The following is a 19224-nucleotide window of genomic DNA, read 5'->3' as shown; positions in this document are numbered from 1 at the left end:
CTTTGGACGAATTAGCCCAACGCATCACAAATTACTCCTATCCTTGAAAGAGGCTCCCAATCATCGAAATAACCCCTTCAGCAACAACATTACCTGTAATTCCTTCGCAAATGCGCTTAATGGCACTAATTGCAGAAGAAATTTTAGATATATCTGGCTCAGGCTTGTCTATTTGCTCTTGGATAGAATTAAGCGGAACTTTTAAAGAAACTTGCTCTTCGGACGGAAATAATAGCAATGCCTTTTCAATTTGATCGACCAATAGTTTCACATCACTGAGCTGAAATTGGCTTTGTATACTTTGAGTATTCACAACATTTGAATGATCATAAGCATTACTAACAATCCCTATATGACTGGCGTAAATGTTTTGTGTTACCGGCTTGGCAGATATTTTCTCCGATTGAGAAAATGTTAGCCCTTCGCCAGTTATCCCAGCTGCTTCCAAATCTAAAGCCCACTCTAAAATTGTGTCTCTGACAATGTTGAGGATTTCATCAATTGCAGCTCTTGAAATTTGAACTTTTACATCTGTTCCGTAGGTCATTGACCCCATCAGCAGCTGCTTTAAGCGCGGAGGATAAGAGTAGCTCAATGTTCCAGAAGAATTTTTTCCTTCTTTGAGGATAAGGTTTTCTAAAGGGGGGATTGCCGAATCAATTGGGATTTCAGAAAAATTTTTCCTTGTCTCCGCATCTTCGAAATCGAGGCTTTGCCACCCATGAAAAGGATTTAGACCTTTCGGAATTCCAAATACAACTCTGTATTTAGGCAGTTCCGAACTATCATACCCTTTCAATTCTGAATCTATCCATTTCAAAAAATCTACAAGTCCTAATTTTGTAGCGATAACCTTTGATTTCCTTAGCAAGGAAGTTACTGAAATAGATGAATCGGCCGCTTCTCGTTGAAGTTCAAGAATGATTGAATTGTTTGTTGACATCGAAATTGGAAAAGCTTCGTGGAAGTAGCCATTAATTTAAAAAAGATTTTTCCTAATCACTATTTGCAAAGTATTCTACCTAGTTATCCTTTTTTTAAAAAATGGAAAGAACGTATGGATATCAAGGGTAATATATCAGAATAGTTGGCGATTGTTTATTATTTATAGGAAGAGAATTTCTCCCAAATCACCTCTGATTTCGTGTAAACCCTTTGCCCATGATTCGCATGGTGCAAAGTCAATCAGCCGCTCAAGCTAAACGCTATTTTTCCCAATCCTTACGTCAGTCCGATTACTATTTGAATGACCAAGAATATCCTGGTTACTTCAAAGGGAAATTGGCTGAACGATTGGGATTGCCCTATGCTGTCAATAAAAAAGCATTTTTTGCTTTGTGTGAAAATCGTCATCCCAAGACTGGCAACAGATTAACTCAACGGAATCATACAAACCGCCGCATCGGGTATGACATCAATTTTCATTGCCCCAAATCCGTTTCCATCCTGCATGTCCTGTCAAAAGATGATCACATTCTGAAAGCGTTTCAGGATAGCATTCAAAATACCATGCTGGAAATTGAGGAAGATGTTCAAACCCGTGTCCGCAAGGGCAAGGTCAAAAACACCGATGAAAATCGTCAAACGGGATCTCTTGTATGGGCGGAATTTATCCACCAGACGGCACGTCCGGTGGACAGCATTGATCCCGATCCACATTTGCACAGTCACTGTTTCACCTTTAATGCGACATGGGACGATGCCGAACAACGCTTCAAAGCAGGCGAGTTCGGATCAATCAAGCGGGATATGCCCTATTATCAGGCTAAATTCCACAAATACCTGTCGGACAATTTATTGAACTTAGGCTATCGAATCCGTCGAACCGATACTTCATTTGAAATTGTGGGAGTGCCACAGCCCGTCATTGATCTGTTTTCCAAACGTACCAACGAAATCGGACAAATTGCCAAAACGCAAGGAATCACAAATGCACGCGAGTTAGATGGTTTAGGTGCAAGAACACGGGCGAAAAAGAAAAAAGGTCTGACCATGAGCCAACTGAAAGCATCTTGGCGCAGACAGATTGAGTCTTTGAGAACCGCTGAAAAAGGAAATGGTCAAACCGTTATCCGTCACCCAAATCCCTCGTCGCATTTATTCAACATAAACAGCCCAACAGCAGGACAATGTATCAATCATGCCATTGATCGATGCTTTGAGCGAGCATCGGTTATGGATGAAAGACGATTATTGGCTGAAGCCTATCGACATGCAATGGGTCAATCGCACGTCACCCCGCGGCAAATCACAGAAGATTTCAGACAGGATAAACGCATTATCCGAGTGAATGAGCGTGGTCGGTCGAAATGTTCAACACAAGCTGTTCTGGATGAAGAAAAACACATGGTCAAGTTGGCGCAAAACGGGGTTGGTTCTGTTATCCCGATCTATTCGCAAGCACCCACTATTTCATTGGAGGGCGCACAGAAAAATGCTGTCAAACATGTGCTGACCAGTTCCGACAAAGTATCAATCATTCAAGGCCGAGCAGGTACAGGCAAGACCACCTTAATGAAAGAAGCGAACAGCTTGATCGAACAAAGTGGCCGTCAAGTCATAGTTGTTGCACCGACTTCGGAAGCATCCCGTGGTGTTTTACGTCAGGAAGGATTTGAAAAAGCTGAAACGGTCGCCCAATTTCTATCCTCTCTCAAATTGCAAAAAACGCTTCAAAACAATGTCCTTTGGGTTGACGAAGCAGGCTTGCTTGGCACTAAGGAAATGACTGCCCTTTTGGAAGTCACAGAAAAGCACAATGCCCGCTTGATTTTGAGTGGTGACACACGCCAACATTCCAGTGTTGTTCGTGGCGATGCTCTACGCATTCTCAATTCTGTTGGGGGCATTCGCTCGGCACATGTTGATAAAATATTTAGGCAGCGCAATGGACTTTATCGGAAAGCAGTTCAATCTTTGGCCGATGGAAATGCAAAGCAAGGTTTTGAAGTTTTAAATAAAATTGGCGCAGTTCGTGAAATTGATCCATTGGATGCAGCAAATCGGTTAGCGGATGAGTATATAGCCACACGCCAGTCAGGAAAATCGGCTTTGGTAGTTTGTCCTACTCACAAACAAGGAGAGGATATAACCCAGCGCATCCGTGATAAGCTGCGCAACATCAGAGCTATTGGAAAAGAGAACATATCAATCTCCCGTCTTATCAATTCCAATATGACTGAGGCAGAAAAGCGGGATAAGCGCAATTATAAAGAAGGCCAGATTATTCAATTCAATGTGAATGCTCCGGGATTCAAGCGCGGATCACGATGGAAAGTCACAAATATCCAAAAAGACTACATCCAATTGGAAGGTCTTAATGGTAAGATCGCAATCTTACCCACCGAATGTGCCAAACGATTTGAGGTACTTTCGGTTTCGGAAATGGAAATTGCCAAAGGGGATGCACTCCGTATTACCCGTAACGGTTCTGATTTGTCTGGCAAACGCCTGAATAACGGGCAACGACTGGATGTGGTTGAGATATCAGAAAATAAGACGATCAAAATGAGAAACTCTCAAAGTAAATGCATCTATGAAATTGCTTTTGATCATGGACATCTTGCCCATGCTTATTGCATGACTTCTCACGCATCGCAGGGAAAAACCGTTGATGCAGTTTTCATCTATCAACCTTCGACCACTTTTGCGGCCAGCAACTTGAAGCAATTCTATGTTTCTGTGTCACGTGGACGCGAATCCATACAAATTTTTACTGATGACCGAGAGGAGTTATTCAAAGCCGTTTCCGAATCAGGGGATCGTATGTCGGCTTTGGAATTACAGGCGAAAAAAGAAAAACAAACACAAGAGCGTGTGGCTTATATCGCCCGACAGGATAGGCCGATAATAGAAACCCCAAATCCAACACTTCATAAAACACCTTCCCCATCTAAGCCGAAGAGGTCGCATGAACCAACTCTACGCCTTTAAAACAAATTTCCTAAATCCCGAAAAGTCGGATTCCAAAGCAAAGGACAACCATTTTGGACATTCAACCCGAAATATCTGTTTTCAATGGTTGGACGGACAGCGGGCGTTCTACAATTATGCCTTTCTGGTATCCGTGAAATTGGAGACTTCAAATAAAAACATCAATAGCCTTTCTATTTATTTTACCAGTGATACCGTAGTACTTGAAGGGTATCATTTAAACATCCTGTTTGATCTATTCCTGTTTCATTTTCCAAAGATCATATCACAGGAAGATCACCGCTATTTTAAGCAGGATAAAAAGGACTACTATATTACAAGCATAGAAATTAAAGGGTAGTATATCATGGCATCATCCCTTCATCTGCAAATGAATAGTGTCCGTCTCTTGTCACAATAATATGGTCGAGGATCTTAATGTCCAGAATCTCTCCTGCACGACATAATCGAGTAGTTAGCCTGATATCGGGTTGGCTGGGTGATAATCTTCCGGAGGGATGGTTGTGTCCTAGAATAAGGGATACAGCCCGACCTTTCAAAGCCGTGGCAAAAACGATACGTTGATCCACAATGCAGGAACTAATACCACCTGAAGATATCTCAGACACTCCTAAACAACGATTGCCATTATCCATCAGGATAATCTTGAATTGTTCGACCAATTCCAGCTTGTTCTCATCCCAGGATGCTTTCAGAATATTGTAAGCATCAGAGGATTTGGTAATCACAGGCATTTGCTCAAGAGATTGACGGTTTCGATAGGATATTTGTATCTGAGCCGCCTTGAAATCAGAAATAACACTCATGTGATCCCCCTTACAAACCCAAGCCAAGGGTGTGCATATGCCATGCATTGACATCCTTGTGGGGTGCGTAAATATCATTTTTAGGCTTGAGAATTATTCCTTCTGACTTGAAAAATTCATTAAAGGCCTTTGCCGCTTTTTCTCCTGCCTTGTCATTATCGAACCAAGTAAAACCTACTGCATATCCATATCCTTTGATATACGCCTTGGCTTGACCGATACAGGTGAGGGAGTTCAGAACAATGGTGTCATTTGATAAAGGCTTGCCCTTTCTTTGGGTGATAACCGAAAGGTAATCCATAAACCCCTCGAAAATATGTATGCCCTTGGGCTTTGTGACAGTACCACGAATAAAACTGATATATTTTGGCCGAATGCATCCCTTAAAAAACGGGTTACGCAATTCATACCCGTTCTCTTCATTTGGGAAACCGATGGAAAAATAGGTTTTCTTTTTTTCGGTATGGTAGGCAGAAACCTCCCGAACGTATTTATGAGCGAATTTGGGTGGAATACCACGGGACTTGATATAATGGATTAAAGCGGCATGGCGCAATGGATGAACATCCTTTAGTACCAGCTTCGGGTTTTCATCGATATTCTTGATTGCAGGAGAAGGCTGGAAGTCTGCGGTGCCTTCCACCATATTTCTTAACCAACGCAAGGCATCTGAAACTGTAAAATCATAGCCACCTGATTCTAGATAGTCACAGACAAACTTAATACTGTCTCCTCCTCTGTTTTCGCCGAAGTCAAACCAGATATTTTTGGATAGATCAACATGAAAACTCGGCGTTTTTTCATCTCTAAATGGAGAAAGATACCATGCTTCTTTTTGTGTTTGCTTCTTAACTGAAAGACCTAACTTTTCTAAAATTGCAGACAGGGGTATGCTTTTCGCTTTTTCAATATCCATTGAGCGATCCTTTGAAAATGATTGTTTAAGATAAAAGAGTGGGAAAGTCTCCCAACCTTCAGTTATCGGATAAGTTTACTGTTCAGCCATTGCAACAAATCCCATCTTCTGTATCGGATGCCACCATTTCCGATTTTGATGTAGGGAAGGTTCTGCGTTTGTCTGCATCGCCAAGCTGCTAAGGTATTTTCTTCATAGCCCATAAATTCAGCCGCCTGTTTCGGGGTCAGTAATTTCTCACCCCATTGCGTAATAAATGTATTGAATTCTGTTGGTGTAGTAGGGACGGATAATTTCCGTTCCCGAAATTGCTTCATCATTGTCACTCCCTAAAGTGCGGGCAAAAGAAGGATTCGCCGCCACAACTGTTGATTGTCAAAAGAGGGTTGATTTTTTGCACATGAGTAGGAAAAAATCTAATAAAAAAGACTTTATCAAACGATATCAAACCGCATTGATTATTATGGTGATTGATTGACCTTGTTTGTTTTAGCTATGCAAAGATTTTATCGGAAAATGGTCTGTGACTGAGGTATTGTCCTGTTTCATCTTCAGCAAGCAAAAAGGAAACATATGGATAATTTGATAGCCAATGAACAAATGCGCATTCTTCGATTAGAAGAGGTCAAAGCAAGAACAGGATTGAGTCGCAGCACGATCTACCATTACATGAACAACGATCTATTCCCTGCTTCAATCAAACTCGGCTACCGTTGTGTTGGATGGATCGAAAGCGAAATCCAAAGATGGATAGAAGAAAAAACCAAGGCTATTTAATACCAATTATCTGTAAAACCCGCTTTGTGAGATTTTCACAAAGCGGGTTTTTTATTTAATTCCCAGAAGAAATTTTATCTATATAATCTGCCCAATCCTGCATCATTTTCGCCCGTTCCTCTAAAAATTGAGCCCTATCATAGGCAGCGTCAACTTTGTTTCTATGGGCGTGTGCCAATTGTCTATCCACAACTTCATGCCGATAATGCAAATGTTCCTTGATCGCGCTCATTGCCAAAGCCCGAAAGCCGTGACCTGTCATTTTATTTTTATATCCCAATCGTTCCAGCCCCTTTAATATGGTATTATTACTTATGGGCTTGTCTCTATGAACAACACTTGGCAAGATGTATCCACTTTTTTTGTGTCCATACAATTTTCTTAATTCCAACAGAATATCCAAGGTTTGATTGGAAAGAGGGACGATATGAGGTCTTCGCATTTTCATACGTTCCGTCGGAATCGACCACAGGCATTTTTCAAAATCAAACTCATCCCATTTTGCATTGATCAATTCCTTCGTACGCACAAATGTCAACATAAGAAGTTTGATGCCAAGCGTTGTCTGTTTGAAAAGACGGGCATCATTCTTATTCAGAACAGCTAAAAATTGAGGCAGTGAATCAACATCTATTGCCGCAAAATGACCCGATCGATGTCTTTTTAAAGCATCTTTCAAATCTGGCGTAAAATCCCTGTTTGCTCTTCCTGTTACAACCCCATAACGGACAACCTGACCGATCAATTGGAGAATTCGTTTTGCTTGATAGTATTTCCCTCTTGCTTCAATTTTCCGAACACAAGCCAATACATCCTGGGGTGTAACTTCGCCAATAGGCAAATTCCCGAGATGTGGATAAATATATTTTTCCAATCGACGCTCGATATTTGCAGCATGATGGGGAGTCCAAGTATCAAAAAAGTGACGATGCCATTCACGGGCTACAGCCTCATATGTCTGGGAAGCATTAAACTGAAGCAGTCGATCCTTACGTTGTTTTTCTTCCACGGGATCAATCCCCTTAGCAACTGAATGCTTGGCAACATCCCGTGCTTCTCGGGCTTCGATCAAACTGGTTGAAGGGTAACTTCCAATTGTCAGGACTTTTTCTTTTGATAAGAATCGGTATCGATATCGCCATACACAGTTACCTGATGTCAGCACATTAAGATATAGGCCTCCTGAGTCGTAAATCTTGTAAGGTTTGGTCTTGGGTTTTGCTTTTCGACATGTCAAATCCGTAAGGGACATGAAGGTGCTCCTTTTGTTGGGGTTTGGGGAATGAAAAAATTGGCTGGAAAATTTTACCCACTTTTTTACCCACAAAATGCCTGGATTTGGGTGAATTTCGTCGGAAATCAATGACCATCAAACACAAATAATCCCGTTGAAAAACAACGAGATATCGGACTTCTTGGGATGGTATAAAATAAAGCATTGGAGCGGGCGAAGGGACTTAAATTGTTTTCCCAACTCTATCAGAGGCAAAAGTAAATATCAACCAGAAATTTCTACGTACCCAATTCTATACCCAGATAGAAAATCGGCTGATTGGGATTTGAATAGAAGCTTGCGATACCATAGTCCGAATCGGACTTCCAAGCAATAAAAATTAGTCATTGTCATCCTACAAACCTTTGCCCTTATCCTTTCCAAGTTGCCTAGTCTGCTGTTTCATCTGTTCGACCATTCTATCTTTTTGACGTTGACGGTCGCCTGCCTCAAGGGCACGGAAATAATCATGATCTTGTTGGCCAGAATTGATCAGTCTATCGAGCAATTCTGGCTCTTGTCCGCTTAGCTCATAACCGTGGTTATATCCTTTCTGGTAAGCTGGTGATACGTGTTCTTCTTCCATGATTAAAATGTTTCGCGTGAATGTTTCTCCAAATACTCGTTGACGCTGTCAATGTCATAAAGGATGATTTTCTTCTCAGGTTGGGTGAAACGGATCGCTCCCGTGTCACGCAACTTCTGTAAAGTCGTTTTTGATTTGATATGCATCATCTGCATAACCTGTTCCCCCGAAATCCATTTGTCATGGGACATGTTGCTTTGTTCTTTCAGACGCTGGACAACTTTATCGACAAGGGCATAGAGGGCATCATCCTCCAAACAAATAACATTCATCCGTTTTGGGTTTTCCTAAAAATACAAAAGTTAGAGACAAAGAATAATGTTAGCGTCCAAATTCAAACTTCCCTTCCGTCAATTTGACACCAAAAACACCTTAATTCACACGTCAAATTGTCCGACTTCTCTTATAATGCGAGCTAATGCCACATCTTTCTTTTTTGGCAAAACTTTTGACTAAAGCTTGATCATCCTGCTAGCTCAGTAATTGAAACTATATCTACAATTGGCGGAATTGGTAGACGCGCCAGTCTTGCAAACTGTTGTCCGAGGACGTTGCGGGTTCGAATCCCGCATTGAAATTTCAACCCCCTAGGGTTTCAAGTATATAAAAATGAAAGGGTCTGAATCACTCATTTGATTCAGACCCTTTTCTATTATCAGAATGTTGTACCTATGTTGTACCCAAAAAGAAAAAGGGAGTCACATTTTCATGTAACTCCCTGATCTTCAAGTAGCGGGAACAGGACTCGAACCTGTGACCTTCGGGTTATGAGCCCGACGAGCTACCAACTGCTCCATCCCGCGATATATTTTTAAAGCTTAGCGCTTCTTTTTCTTCACTATAATTGCCCTTTCGGCTAATTGTGATACAAAAGTAGGTCTTTATTTTTAAAATGCAAACCATAACGCAGAAAAATATTCCGGTTTCTCAAGTGACAAAAACTGGGATCCGTCCATCCTCATAACAATAAAACATTGATTTTCATAGACTTACAAGGGAATTGGTGAGAGAGATTTGAAAAGGACTGTCAGCCAAATTTTATTTCGTCAAATCAACCGAAACGTCCGGAGTATCTAAAAATCAAGTACCTTTGTAAAAAATTTCTACAATGGATACACAAAAACATCAGGCAGGCTTCGTCAACATCATCGGAAAACCAAATGTGGGCAAATCTACATTGATGAATATCCTTGTGGGTGAGCGGCTTTCGATCATCACTTCCAAAGCACAGACTACCCGGCACCGAATCATAGGACTCACCAATTCCGATCATTACCAGATCGTTTTTTCGGATACCCCTGGAATGCTCAAGCCCCAATATGAGCTTCAGAAAAATATGATGAGCTTTGTAAACATTTCTTTGGAAGATGCGGACATCATTCTTTTTGTGACGGATCTCTATGAAACCGATGCAGACATAGAGCACGTGATTGAGAAAATCAACGCATCAGGAGTCCCTGTGTTATTGGTGATCAACAAAATCGATCTTGCAAAACCCGGGCAGCTGGAGGAAGTCACCACCTACTGGACTTCCCGAATCAAATCTGAGTTGGTAATACCTATTTCCGCAGGAGAAAAATTTAATACTGAAAAGATTATGCAGGAAATTCTGGACAGACTTCCAGAGCATCCTGCTTTCTATGACAAAGAGGAACTTTCCGACCGATCTGAGCGGTTCTTTGCCTCTGAGATCATCCGTGAGAAAATCTTTGAGAATTATAAAAAAGAAATCCCTTATAGCTCCGAGGTCTCTATAGAGGATTTCAAAGTGAAGAAAAACATCATCAGCGTACGTGCCATCATCTACGTGGAGCGGGACAGCCAAAAAGGAATCCTCATAGGCGACAAAGGCGCCGCATTAAAGAAAGTAGGGATACAGGCCCGAGAAGAATTGGAAAAGTTCTTCGGCAAGAAAGTCTTCTTGGAAACCTTCGTGAAGGTGGAGCAGGACTGGAGAAAAAATAAACTGAAACTGAAAAAATTTGGGTACGACCCAACCTAATCATGGCAAATATAGTAGCGATAGTAGGAAGGCCTAACGTAGGCAAATCCACTCTTTTCAATCGTCTGGTAGAAGAAAGAAAGGCAATTGAGGACAATATGAGTGGAGTGACCCGGGACCGTCACTACGGACATGCGCAATGGACCGGCAAGTTCTTTTCGGTAATAGATACCGGAGGATATGTGACCGGTTCGGAAGACATGTATGAGGCAGAGATCCGCAAGCAGGTAAAACTTGCCATAGAAGAGTCTGATGTGATTCTATTTGTGGTGGATTGTCATACCGGACTTACCGACTTGGACAGTGAGTTTGCAAAAGAACTCAGAGGCAGCAAAAAACCAATTTATGTGGTGGCCAATAAGGCTGACAATCAAGAAAAAAGCTTCGCCGCCCATGAATTTTATGCTTTGGGCGTAAGCGATTTTGAGGTCTATCCTATCGCTTCTGCAAGTGGCAGCGGGACTGGCGAGCTTCTCGACCAGGTCATCACCCACTTCGAGGATGAAGGAGTGGAAGACCCGGATGCCGACACCCCGAAGATCTCAATACTCGGAAGGCCAAACGTAGGTAAATCCTCCTTTCTTAATGCATTACTAGGAAAGGACCGCTCTATCGTGACCGATGAGGCAGGCACTACCAGAGACTCTATCCACACCAGATACCAGCTTTTTGGACAGGATTTTATCATCACTGATACCGCAGGAATAAGGAAGAAATCAAAAGTGACCGATGATGTGGAGTTTTACTCCGTCATGCGATCTCTGCGGACACTCGAAGAGTCTGATGTAATCATAATAATAGTAGATGCTACCAGAGGCTTGGAGTCGCAGGATATGAGCCTGATATCCCTTGCCATCAAAAACAACAAGGGAGTGATGATCATGGTAAACAAATGGGACCTGATCGAAAAAGATCATAAAACAATGAATAAGATCAAAGATGACATGCTGGAGAAGCTAGGTGAAAACAAGTGGATCCCTATCATCTTTACCTCCGTGCTGGAAAAACAGAGAATATTCCAGGCTATAGAGCTGGCCGTGAAAGTGTATGAAAACAAGACACGTCGCATCCCTACTTCCAAATTAAATGATGTCATGCTGGCGGAAATCGAAAGATACCCTCCTCCTGCATGGAAAGGGAAGTACATCAAGATCAAATACTCAACACAGCTGCCCACCAAGAACCCGGTATTTGCATTCTTCTGTAACTTGCCGCAGTACATCAAATCCCCTTATACTAGATATCTGGAAAACAGACTGCGGGAAAACTTTGATTTCGAAGGGGTTCCAGTAAAAATAATTTACAAAAACAAATAAAATATATTTAAACGGTCTATTGTATTATTAATGAAAACTGTAATACCTTTGTTGTGTAATTAAGAAAACCACAAAAAATGAAAAAGGTATTTGCAATTTTCGCAATCGCTGGCATGTTCGCTGTAGCTTCATGCGGCAACAAGGAAGTGAAAGAAGAAACTGAAGAGACTATCGAGGTAGTTGAAGAACCAGTTGTAGAGGAAGAAATCATCATCGAAGAGGCTGATTCTACTGTAGTGGTAGAAGATAGTGTAGAGGTTGTTGAGCCAGCTCAATAATTCTTCCTTTCTAAATGTACTGAGTCCCGTATCTGCGGGACTCTTTTTTTTGTATTTTTCGTGATGAGCAACCCTGAAAAACTAAAAGGGATTTTGGCACAAAAAATCCCGGCTGCCTCTCTTGATTACGCAGTTCAACTTTGGGAAAGCGAACCTTTTTCCTTTCAGATTACCGCTTCCCGCAAGTCGAAACTGGGTGATTTCCGGTATAGGCGGGACAGGAAAGTCCAGACGATAACCATTAATGCGGATCTGAATCCCTACCAATTTCTCCTGACATTCATCCATGAAGTAGCCCATCTCCATGCATTTGTAAGGTACGGCACTGCTATCTCCCCTCATGGCGCAGAATGGAAATCCACCTTTCAGCGGCTGATGAGCCCCCTGCTTACTGTGGATTTTTTCCCTGTGGACCTGCTCATCCCGCTGCGGAAGCACATGAGTAACCCAAAGGCCAGCTCCTCCTCCGATCTGTTCCTTATGAAAGAGATAAGCAAATATGATGAAAAAGAGCCTAGTCAGGAAATCGTTTTCTTAGCTGACATACATCCCGGAATCCGCTTTTTGCTAGGTGGAAGGGAGTTTGAAAAAGGAGAAACACGTAGGACCAGAGTCCTGTGCCAAGAGGTGAAAACAGGCAAAAAGTACCTGATCGCCCAATTGGCCAAGGTACAACCGTTGGATCAATCCCTCTCCTCTCCTATCTGATTATCAGGCTGTGAAAAATCCTTTGGCTGGGGCAATTCGGATAGGGAGTTAATCCCGAAATACTCCATAAACCTGGCTGAGGTCCCATACAGAACCGGCCTGCCTAATCCCTCCGACTTACCCTTGATGTCCACCAGTTCTTTTTCCAGCAATTTCTGGACTGAATAGTCACTATTCACTCCTCTGATTTGCTCTATGTCCCCTTTAGTCACCGGTTGCTTGTAGGCAATAATCGACAAAGTCTCCAACTGGGCGGTGGAGAGTCTTTTCTGGGACTGCTGGCGCAAAAGAATACCGATGGAGGTCTGATATGCAGGCTTGGTCAGAAACTGGTATCCTCCCCCAGCGTGCTGGAGCTGAAATGAAAATTCCTCAGACTGGTACTTTTCACTTAGCTGATGGATAGCTTGGTCAATATGCTCTATGGGGATCTCAGCCTCGAACATTTCCCCCAGGCACTTGACTATATCAGCCTTGGATAAAGGCGAGGGGGCACAAAAGATCAATGCTTCAATATGCCTGTGAAGAAAATCCAACCTTTATTTCTTTGCTAGTTTTGCCTCGATGGAATGCATGGTGTGTGGTACTGCCATCAATCGCTCCTTGGATATAAGCTTCCCAGAATCTACACATACGCCATATGTACCGTTTTTAATACGTATCAACGCATTTTCCAAGTTGTAGATAAATTTCTGCTGCCTAGCTGCCAATTGGTTCTGGCTCTCACGCTCCAAAGTATCGGCGCCGTCTTCAAGCAGCTTCGAGTTAGCCGCGGTAAAATCAGTTCCACTGTCATTTTTCTTGCTCAAAGATTCCTTCAGGGACAGTAATTCCTCCTTTGCACTTTCAAGCTTTTTGAGGATAATCACTTCGAATTCTTTTAATTCTTCCTGTGAATATGCGGTCTTTTCTTCCTTGCTCATAGCCTACTAATATTAAGTAATAGTATTGGGACGGTTGTTTTCAGAATTAGTTCCCTAAAATACGTTTACAAGCTGGATTTCCAAGGAGTTCAACATAGTCATATCACAGGGGCAAGCCCCAATCCCCGGACTAAAGCCAGCAACCTTTCTCGAAATTTAAAGAGAGGGGGGAGAGTAACAGGCGCCCAATCACACAACAACGCAAAGCAAAACACTGATATTCAATTAACTACAACCACTATTCAAAAGTACCATACCAAACACGCCAATTAAGCGGAGGGAATAGCCCGGATTGGAGAATTGTTTTTGAAAATCATCTGTCTCAAAAAATAAATTCAAAAAAAAACCGTCATGCGACGGCCTTCTCTTCCAGGATGATTTTTCTAAGCCGCATTTGCAGCACAGCTGGATCCACATCTATCCTATGCTTCATTGTTAAATACTGCATAACCTCCTTGAGGTCTTTGCCATTCTGAATATAAATGGACTGCAGGGCTTGGGTGATAAGGTCTTTTTCCATATTTCGGCACGTTAATAGGATTAAGATACTATTTTCTATCTTTCAAACATCTAATAGTCTATAAAAAAACAACATCTATTTTTGAAATGCCAGGGATTTCACCAGGATCATAATTCCCCCTGCCCCTCAACAAGTAAAAAAATCTTGGGAAAACCTCCCGGATCCATGAGAGCAATTCACAAAAATGCCCCCCCGAAATAATCAAAGCCTTGTAGCCACCACCAATGTTTTTCTTAAAATCATCCGCTCACCTGACAAGTCATATAGCTCAACCAACAGCACATAATAGCCAGGTCTTACAATCTTTCCTTGGCTATCCGTACCTGTCCAGGCAAACAATCCAGAGCTGCCAAGTAATTCGTTTTGAGCCAGTACCTGTACCAACTGGCCTGTAGCGGTGTATATCCTGAAGTTGCCGAGCCAGCCACTTTGGTTCAGCTCGTATCGGATCACAGTGAAGGTATTCCCATTGCTCCCTTCAGGATCAAAGACTTCGGGCTCGATCTGAATCAAATCCTCGGTAAATTCTCCTAGAATTACCTGGGAATTCCTTCTCCCCGGCGTCCCATACTCCTCAGTCGCAGAAGCTGAATGCCAGTTGGCTGGTGAAGATGCCGGAGTCTCTGTAGAAAGCCGCTCAAGCGATACACCTTTCGGATCTCTCAACAAGGGATGATGTAGATCTCCTGAATAGGCAAACAAATCGGCCACGGCACCTGCCGAGTCCAATAAAACCACAGTGCCTCCAGCGATGGGGTAGCTCGGCAGGGAAGACATTCTTAAAAAGGTGCCGGATGCTGATTTTGGAAAATCCAGTTTCAATAAGTCGGTATCCGTAGTAATTGCCAGATAACCTCCCGGCGGGATCACCAATGAAAGTTCACTGAATTGCCTGATCTGGTTGATTTCACCAGTATTGTCCAAGTTTGCAAGCTTCCAATGTTTGAGTTCAAGATAATTAGCCGTCACATTTTTTACCTCTACAAACTTCGGGGAACCCGTTTTGGGGTTGGCCAAAAGCTCATTGATAAAAACATCCCCCACGTGAGCCTGTACTGGCAGTACCAACTCCACTGGTACTGTCCGCATCAGTACATTCCCATCACAGTCCAACAACTCAGGAAGATGGAGCAGGTAAACCTTATTTGCTACCACACGCTCTGAAAACACCAGTTGGATCTGTCTGGAATTCACCTGAACAACAGAATCAATTTGCAAATCCGGCTCGAACGTAAAACCTGATTTCAGGTCATTTACCATCATGGGTTTGGAAAAGGTAAGCAGCAGGCTTTGGGCAGAAGTAAATTCAGCTGCGCTCAAGATCGGAGGTGTCATATCTACAGTGAGATCAAACACAGAATTCGCTCTCCCGGGAGTCCCTCTCATAGGATCAATAGATGATTTCAGCATATCACTTTGATCGCATGGATAATAGGGATTAGCTATCTCAAGGCTATAGCCTCCACCGGAAAACTCACTTTCTCCCCAGCTGCTTGTGGAATAGGAAAGTTCATCGATCAAATTCCCCCGATCATCTTTAATAGCAAGGTGGTCACCCGAATTCAGTAAAGTCGGCCAACTGGGCACTGCAAGCACCTCCCCATACTCTTCGAAGAGTGAAGCTTGATTAGATGGAGCCAAAATCAAATACTCACTGGGCAGAATCCATTTATCCTGCAAAACCACAGAGGATCTGGAATTGGAATACCCAATCCCTGCCGTGCGGACAGCATACTCCCCTGCATTGAATATTTCCACATATTCCACATTTGGGAGATCAAGATCCGCTCTGGGGGCGGGCATTACTTCATTCAACACAAGCATTTTGGGAGGAATATAGGTGGGGTCAAAAAACTGAAATGAAATAAGTGTGTCCCGGAGAAAATTCCCTTCCAAATCAGGTATCTGGGAAATTGACAGACTGAATTCTCTGCCAATTTCCAATTTCTCATCAAAGCTCAGATATACCAGAGAATCAGATTTCAGTTCCACAAAAGAAGGCTCCAGACCATCTAGATTGTAGCTCATTGCCAACACCGAAAACACCGGATCCACAGCTTCGTCAAACTGGACTTCCACTTGATTTTCGTCAAACCCTCGGACATGATCGACCTTTGGAGGAGTCGTATCCTCCTCAAATTCCCCAAACTCAAAATCATCCATCACCCATTTTGCGCAGCTTCCCGCACCTGACCCATAGCGAATCTCCAGCCGGAGAAAAACCTTCTCATTTTCATTCAGATTATCTGGCAAAACCAGTTCAAATACCCTAAACTCCTGATCCTCATTGGGGAATTCCAGTACCTCTCCCAGTAATTCAGGTTCATTGTAATCTCCCGTCAAATTTTCACCCCAACTATAAAAAACCTGGGCTGTTCTGTTGCCCGAGCCGTTTTTAACCGACCTGGCTAAAAAACGGACTTTAGGATCGGTAAAATCACTAGGGGAAAGCCTGACAAAGATCTCACCGTCAAAGGTGGAAATAGGCTGCACTGCCAATGCCTTGCTTCCGTTTTTACCCAATCCATTTGCCTGGTAAATGCGGGAAGAGGTGCTTCTTACTTCATTGCCATACCAGTTGGGCAAAAATTCATCCGGGTAATTAAGGGCCGTAAATTCAGTTTCAAAATCCTGGGTCATGTTAACCTCAGACATACCGATTTCAGTCTGCGCAAAAACAGAGAAACAGAATAAGTACCAAATAAAAAATAAGCCAACCATCCGCCAGTCAGATAAAAAGTCTATTCTAAATATAATTATCAAAATGATGTCAAACTATTCTTTCTGTTGATTTTTATGTGATTTAGAGTAAAATATTTCCCTGACAGGTCTAAAAATGAACAGATAGCCCTTACTTTTGTGCTTCAAAATTTTCAACAACTACTTAAAACCTGATGAAATCGAGTGAGATTCCATCAGACCTTTGAAAATCAAATCCCAAACTGATGAAATTAGCAGTGGTAGGAGCTACCGGCTTGGTAGGCTCAGAAATCCTAGAGGTGCTCTCTGAGCACAACTTCCCTTTTGACGAACTTCTATTGGTCGCCAGCGAGCGATCTGTAGGTAAACAGATCGAGTACAAGGGCAAACCCTACACTGTTATCGGACTTGCAGAAGCTGTCTCATTAAAACCGGAGGTAGCCATATTTTCAGCAGGCGGCAGTACTTCCATCGAGTGGGCTCCAAAATTCGCCGAGGCAGGCACTATTGTCATCGATAATTCTTCCGCGTGGAGAATGGATCCGACCAAAAAACTGATCGTCCCGGAAATCAATGCAAAAGAACTGACCAAAGAAGATAAGATCATCGCAAATCCGAACTGTTCTACTATACAAATGGTGTTGGCTCTGGAGCCTTTGCGCGAGCGCTACGGCATCAAAAGAATCGTGGTGTCCACCTACCAGTCTGTGACGGGTACTGGCAAAGCGGCAGTGGATCAGATGATGGCAGAGCGTGCAGGGGAAACCCCAGAAATGGTCTATCCGCACAAAATCGACATGAACGTACTTCCTCATATAGATGTGTTCCAGGATAATGGCTATACAAAAGAGGAAATGAAGATGATCAAGGAGACCAAGAAAATCTTCAGTGACGATACGATTCAGGTAACTGCCACTACAGTGCGGATCCCAACTATGGGCGGTCACTCAGAGGCGGTAAATGTGGAGTTCAAAGAGGACTTTGATCTGGCGGAGGTCCGTGAACTGTTAGCTGCGGCACCTGGCGTGATTGTCCAGGATGACCCGGCCAATTTTGTTTATCCTATGCCGATCACTGCACATAAAAAAGACGAGGTATTTGTAGGTCGCTTGCGAAGAGATGAGTCTCAGGCAAATACGCTGAATATGTGGATTGTGGCTGACAACCTTAGAAAAGGTGCCGCGACCAACGCCGTGCAAATCGCTGAATACGCGCTCGCCAACGGTTTGGTTTAATGGATCTGACCCAATATCATCGGGCCGATTTCCAACAGTTTGTGCAGGATCATCTTAGGGAAGATCCTGCACTTTTGCTTTTTAGGCATCAGGGCAAAACTGATTTTGACCTAAAAGCAGCCGTGCAACAGATCTCTGCAAGACAAAAAGCAGCAAAAAAGCTACCCTCTTGGTCTTCCAATCCCAAGTTGATTTTCCCGGCATCGATCTCCTTGGAGCAAAGCTCATCGGAGCTGACAGCAGATTTCAAGGCCAGGGAAAGAACTGGCAAGCTTATGATTGATCTCACTGGTGGCTTTGGTGTTGACTGCTATCATTTAGGAAAGCGATTCGAAAAAGCTGTTTATTGTGAGCGGCAAGAGGAATTGGCAGCTATAGCAGCCTACAATTTAGAAGTGCTGGAAGCTGGAAAATTCGAGATCGTAAAAGGCGATGGATTAGATTTTTTGGCTCAAACAGACCAGCATTTTGGCTTAATCTATGCAGATCCTGCACGAAGAGGGAAAGACAATCAGAAGCTATACAAGCTTCAGGACTGTGAGCCAGATGTAGTAAGTGCATGGGAAATGATGAAAAGCAAGGCTGATTCGATTTTGCTGAAAGCATCTCCGATGCTCGACATATCACAGGCAATTTCAGAGCTCGTGGATATCCAGAAAATACAGGTACTATCCGTGAAAAACGAAGTGAAAGAACTGCTTTTGCACTTGGACAAAAGTATTTCTGAACCGCATTTGAAAATAGAAGCGATTGATCTGGGTGACAGGGAAAGTAGCTTTTCATTTGAGCCAGGCGAAGAAACCGGGATCAATTCAACATTTGCAGAGGTAGCCAATTATTTAATTGAGCCATTTTCAGGAATTTTGAAAGCCGGAGCGTTCAAAATTTTTGGGGAAAGATTTGGCCTAAAGAAACTCGATCCCAATAGCCATTTATACACTTGCGCTGAAGTGCAAACTGATATCCCTGCTCGGGTCTTCAAAGTAATCCAAGAGGTACAGCCGAAGAAACCCGAAATCAAAAAGCTATTTCCCTCAGGAAAAGTGAATGTAATTACCCGAAATTACGCCACAGGCTCTGAGCTTCTGAAGAAAAAACTGGGGGTAAAAGACGGTGGAGAAGACTTTTTGATCGGCACAAAAACCCAAAGTGGATTCAAGGTTTTTTGGTGTAGGTTGGCTAAACCAAAATAAAAAACTGATCGATAGATTCGGGATTACAAATCCCGAATAGCCCTTGGATTAACATCCA

The 19224-nt window shown here is 42.8% G+C and carries 20 protein-coding genes and 2 tRNA genes; 10 read left to right on the top strand and 12 right to left on the bottom strand.

Annotated elements, in window-relative coordinates; translation table 11 throughout:
• Positions 1-37: 37 nt before the first annotated feature.
• Positions 38-943: a hypothetical protein gene (locus LZF95_RS19575; protein ID WP_233756731.1), complete on the bottom strand. Its 906-nt coding sequence runs from the start codon at positions 941-943 to the stop codon at positions 38-40.
• Positions 944-1161: 218 nt separating this feature from the next.
• Here LZF95_RS19575 and mobF point away from each other — a divergent pair, with 218 nt between their 5' ends.
• Both mobF and LZF95_RS19565 read left to right on the top strand, forming a co-directional pair.
• On the top strand, positions 1162-3933 hold the full coding sequence (mobF, locus tag LZF95_RS19570) for a MobF family relaxase (protein ID WP_233756730.1): 2772 nt from the start codon (positions 1162-1164) through the stop codon (positions 3931-3933).
• Positions 3911-4273 (top strand): hypothetical protein, encoded by a 363-nt coding sequence (locus tag LZF95_RS19565; RefSeq protein WP_233756729.1) that lies wholly within the window; start codon positions 3911-3913, stop codon positions 4271-4273. The genes mobF and LZF95_RS19565 overlap by 23 nt, the downstream gene beginning before the upstream one ends.
• Positions 4274-4277: 4 nt before the next feature.
• On the opposite strand, the gene LZF95_RS19560 is transcribed toward LZF95_RS19565, so the two are convergent.
• The 3 genes from LZF95_RS19560 to LZF95_RS19550 form a co-directional block, all read right to left on the bottom strand.
• On the bottom strand, positions 4278-4739 hold the full coding sequence (locus LZF95_RS19560) for a RadC family protein (protein ID WP_233756728.1): 462 nt from the start codon (positions 4737-4739) through the stop codon (positions 4278-4280).
• A 10-nt stretch (positions 4740-4749) separates the two neighbouring features.
• Positions 4750-5655: a toprim domain-containing protein gene (locus LZF95_RS19555; RefSeq protein WP_233756727.1), complete on the bottom strand. Its 906-nt coding sequence runs from the start codon at positions 5653-5655 to the stop codon at positions 4750-4752.
• 62 nt (positions 5656-5717) lie between these two features.
• A complete protein-coding gene (locus LZF95_RS19550) occupies positions 5718-5975 on the bottom strand; it encodes a helix-turn-helix domain-containing protein (protein ID WP_233756726.1) in 258 nt (85 codons plus the stop codon).
• A gap of 253 nt (positions 5976-6228) precedes the next feature.
• On the opposite strand from LZF95_RS19550, the gene LZF95_RS19545 reads away from it, so the two are divergent.
• The gene (locus tag LZF95_RS19545) at positions 6229-6432 is read left to right on the top strand and encodes an AlpA family transcriptional regulator (RefSeq protein ID WP_233756725.1); all 204 of its coding nucleotides are present in this window, start codon (positions 6229-6231) and stop codon (positions 6430-6432) included.
• Positions 6433-6487: 55 nt separating this feature from the next.
• Here the strand turns inward: LZF95_RS19545 and LZF95_RS19540 are convergent, their stop codons facing one another.
• The 3 genes from LZF95_RS19540 to LZF95_RS19530 form a co-directional block, all read right to left on the bottom strand.
• Positions 6488-7684 carry an integrase arm-type DNA-binding domain-containing protein gene (locus LZF95_RS19540; protein ID WP_233756764.1) on the bottom strand — a complete coding sequence of 399 codons (1197 nt, stop codon included), beginning with the start codon at positions 7682-7684 and terminating at the stop codon, positions 6488-6490.
• Between the two features lie 376 nt (positions 7685-8060).
• Complete coding sequence (locus LZF95_RS19535) at positions 8061-8291, bottom strand: hypothetical protein (RefSeq protein ID WP_233756724.1); 231 nt, start codon at positions 8289-8291, stop codon at positions 8061-8063.
• A 2-nt stretch (positions 8292-8293) separates the two neighbouring features.
• Positions 8294-8563 carry a DNA-binding protein gene (locus tag LZF95_RS19530; protein ID WP_233756723.1) on the bottom strand — a complete coding sequence of 90 codons (270 nt, stop codon included), beginning with the start codon at positions 8561-8563 and terminating at the stop codon, positions 8294-8296.
• Positions 8564-8786: 223 nt separating this feature from the next.
• Here LZF95_RS19530 and LZF95_RS19525 point away from each other — a divergent pair.
• Positions 8787-8868 (top strand) — tRNA-Ala (locus LZF95_RS19525).
• Positions 8869-9021: 153 nt separating this feature from the next.
• On the opposite strand, the gene LZF95_RS19520 is transcribed toward LZF95_RS19525, so the two are convergent.
• Positions 9022-9094 (bottom strand) — tRNA-Met (locus LZF95_RS19520).
• Between the two features lie 305 nt (positions 9095-9399).
• Between LZF95_RS19520 and era the strand changes: the two genes are divergently transcribed.
• From era to LZF95_RS19500, 4 genes are all read left to right on the top strand, one after another.
• On the top strand, positions 9400-10293 hold the full coding sequence (gene era / locus LZF95_RS19515) for a GTPase Era (RefSeq protein ID WP_233756722.1): 894 nt from the start codon (positions 9400-9402) through the stop codon (positions 10291-10293).
• A 2-nt stretch (positions 10294-10295) separates the two neighbouring features.
• Positions 10296-11609 (top strand): ribosome biogenesis GTPase Der, encoded by a 1314-nt coding sequence (gene der / locus LZF95_RS19510; RefSeq protein WP_233756721.1) that lies wholly within the window; start codon positions 10296-10298, stop codon positions 11607-11609.
• A 77-nt stretch (positions 11610-11686) separates the two neighbouring features.
• Positions 11687-11887, top strand: coding sequence for a hypothetical protein (locus LZF95_RS19505; protein ID WP_233756720.1), 201 nt, complete (start codon positions 11687-11689; stop codon positions 11885-11887).
• Between the two features lie 63 nt (positions 11888-11950).
• Entirely contained in the window at positions 11951-12595 is a 645-nt protein-coding gene (locus tag LZF95_RS19500) for a SprT-like domain-containing protein (protein WP_233756719.1), read from the top strand.
• Here LZF95_RS19500 and scpB read toward each other — a convergent pair.
• From scpB to LZF95_RS19480, 4 genes are all read right to left on the bottom strand, one after another.
• A complete protein-coding gene (gene scpB, locus LZF95_RS19495; protein ID WP_233756718.1) occupies positions 12571-13131 on the bottom strand; it encodes an SMC-Scp complex subunit ScpB in 561 nt (186 codons plus the stop codon). The genes LZF95_RS19500 and scpB overlap by 25 nt on opposite strands.
• A gap of 3 nt (positions 13132-13134) precedes the next feature.
• A complete protein-coding gene (locus tag LZF95_RS19490; RefSeq protein WP_233756717.1) occupies positions 13135-13518 on the bottom strand; it encodes a TraR/DksA family transcriptional regulator in 384 nt (127 codons plus the stop codon).
• A 349-nt stretch (positions 13519-13867) separates the two neighbouring features.
• Complete coding sequence (locus LZF95_RS19485) at positions 13868-14038, bottom strand: hypothetical protein (protein ID WP_233756716.1); 171 nt, start codon at positions 14036-14038, stop codon at positions 13868-13870.
• 201 nt (positions 14039-14239) lie between these two features.
• On the bottom strand, positions 14240-16693 hold the full coding sequence (locus tag LZF95_RS19480; protein WP_233756715.1) for a lamin tail domain-containing protein: 2454 nt from the start codon (positions 16691-16693) through the stop codon (positions 14240-14242).
• 290 nt (positions 16694-16983) lie between these two features.
• On the opposite strand from LZF95_RS19480, the gene LZF95_RS19475 reads away from it, so the two are divergent.
• Positions 16984-17973: an aspartate-semialdehyde dehydrogenase gene (locus LZF95_RS19475; protein ID WP_233756714.1), complete on the top strand. Its 990-nt coding sequence runs from the start codon at positions 16984-16986 to the stop codon at positions 17971-17973.
• Positions 17973-19166 carry a class I SAM-dependent methyltransferase gene (locus LZF95_RS19470; protein ID WP_233756713.1) on the top strand — a complete coding sequence of 398 codons (1194 nt, stop codon included), beginning with the start codon at positions 17973-17975 and terminating at the stop codon, positions 19164-19166. Before LZF95_RS19475 ends, LZF95_RS19470 begins: the two co-directional genes overlap by 1 nt.
• The last annotated feature ends 58 nt before the right edge of the window (positions 19167-19224 follow it).

The sequence above is a fragment of the Algoriphagus sp. AGSA1 genome (genome assembly GCF_021390545.1).
In the GTDB taxonomy this organism is placed as follows: Bacteria; Bacteroidota; Bacteroidia; order Cytophagales; family Cyclobacteriaceae; genus Algoriphagus.
The sequence above is the reverse complement of the archived record's forward strand: the minus strand, read 5'-3'. Positions and strand labels throughout refer to the sequence as shown.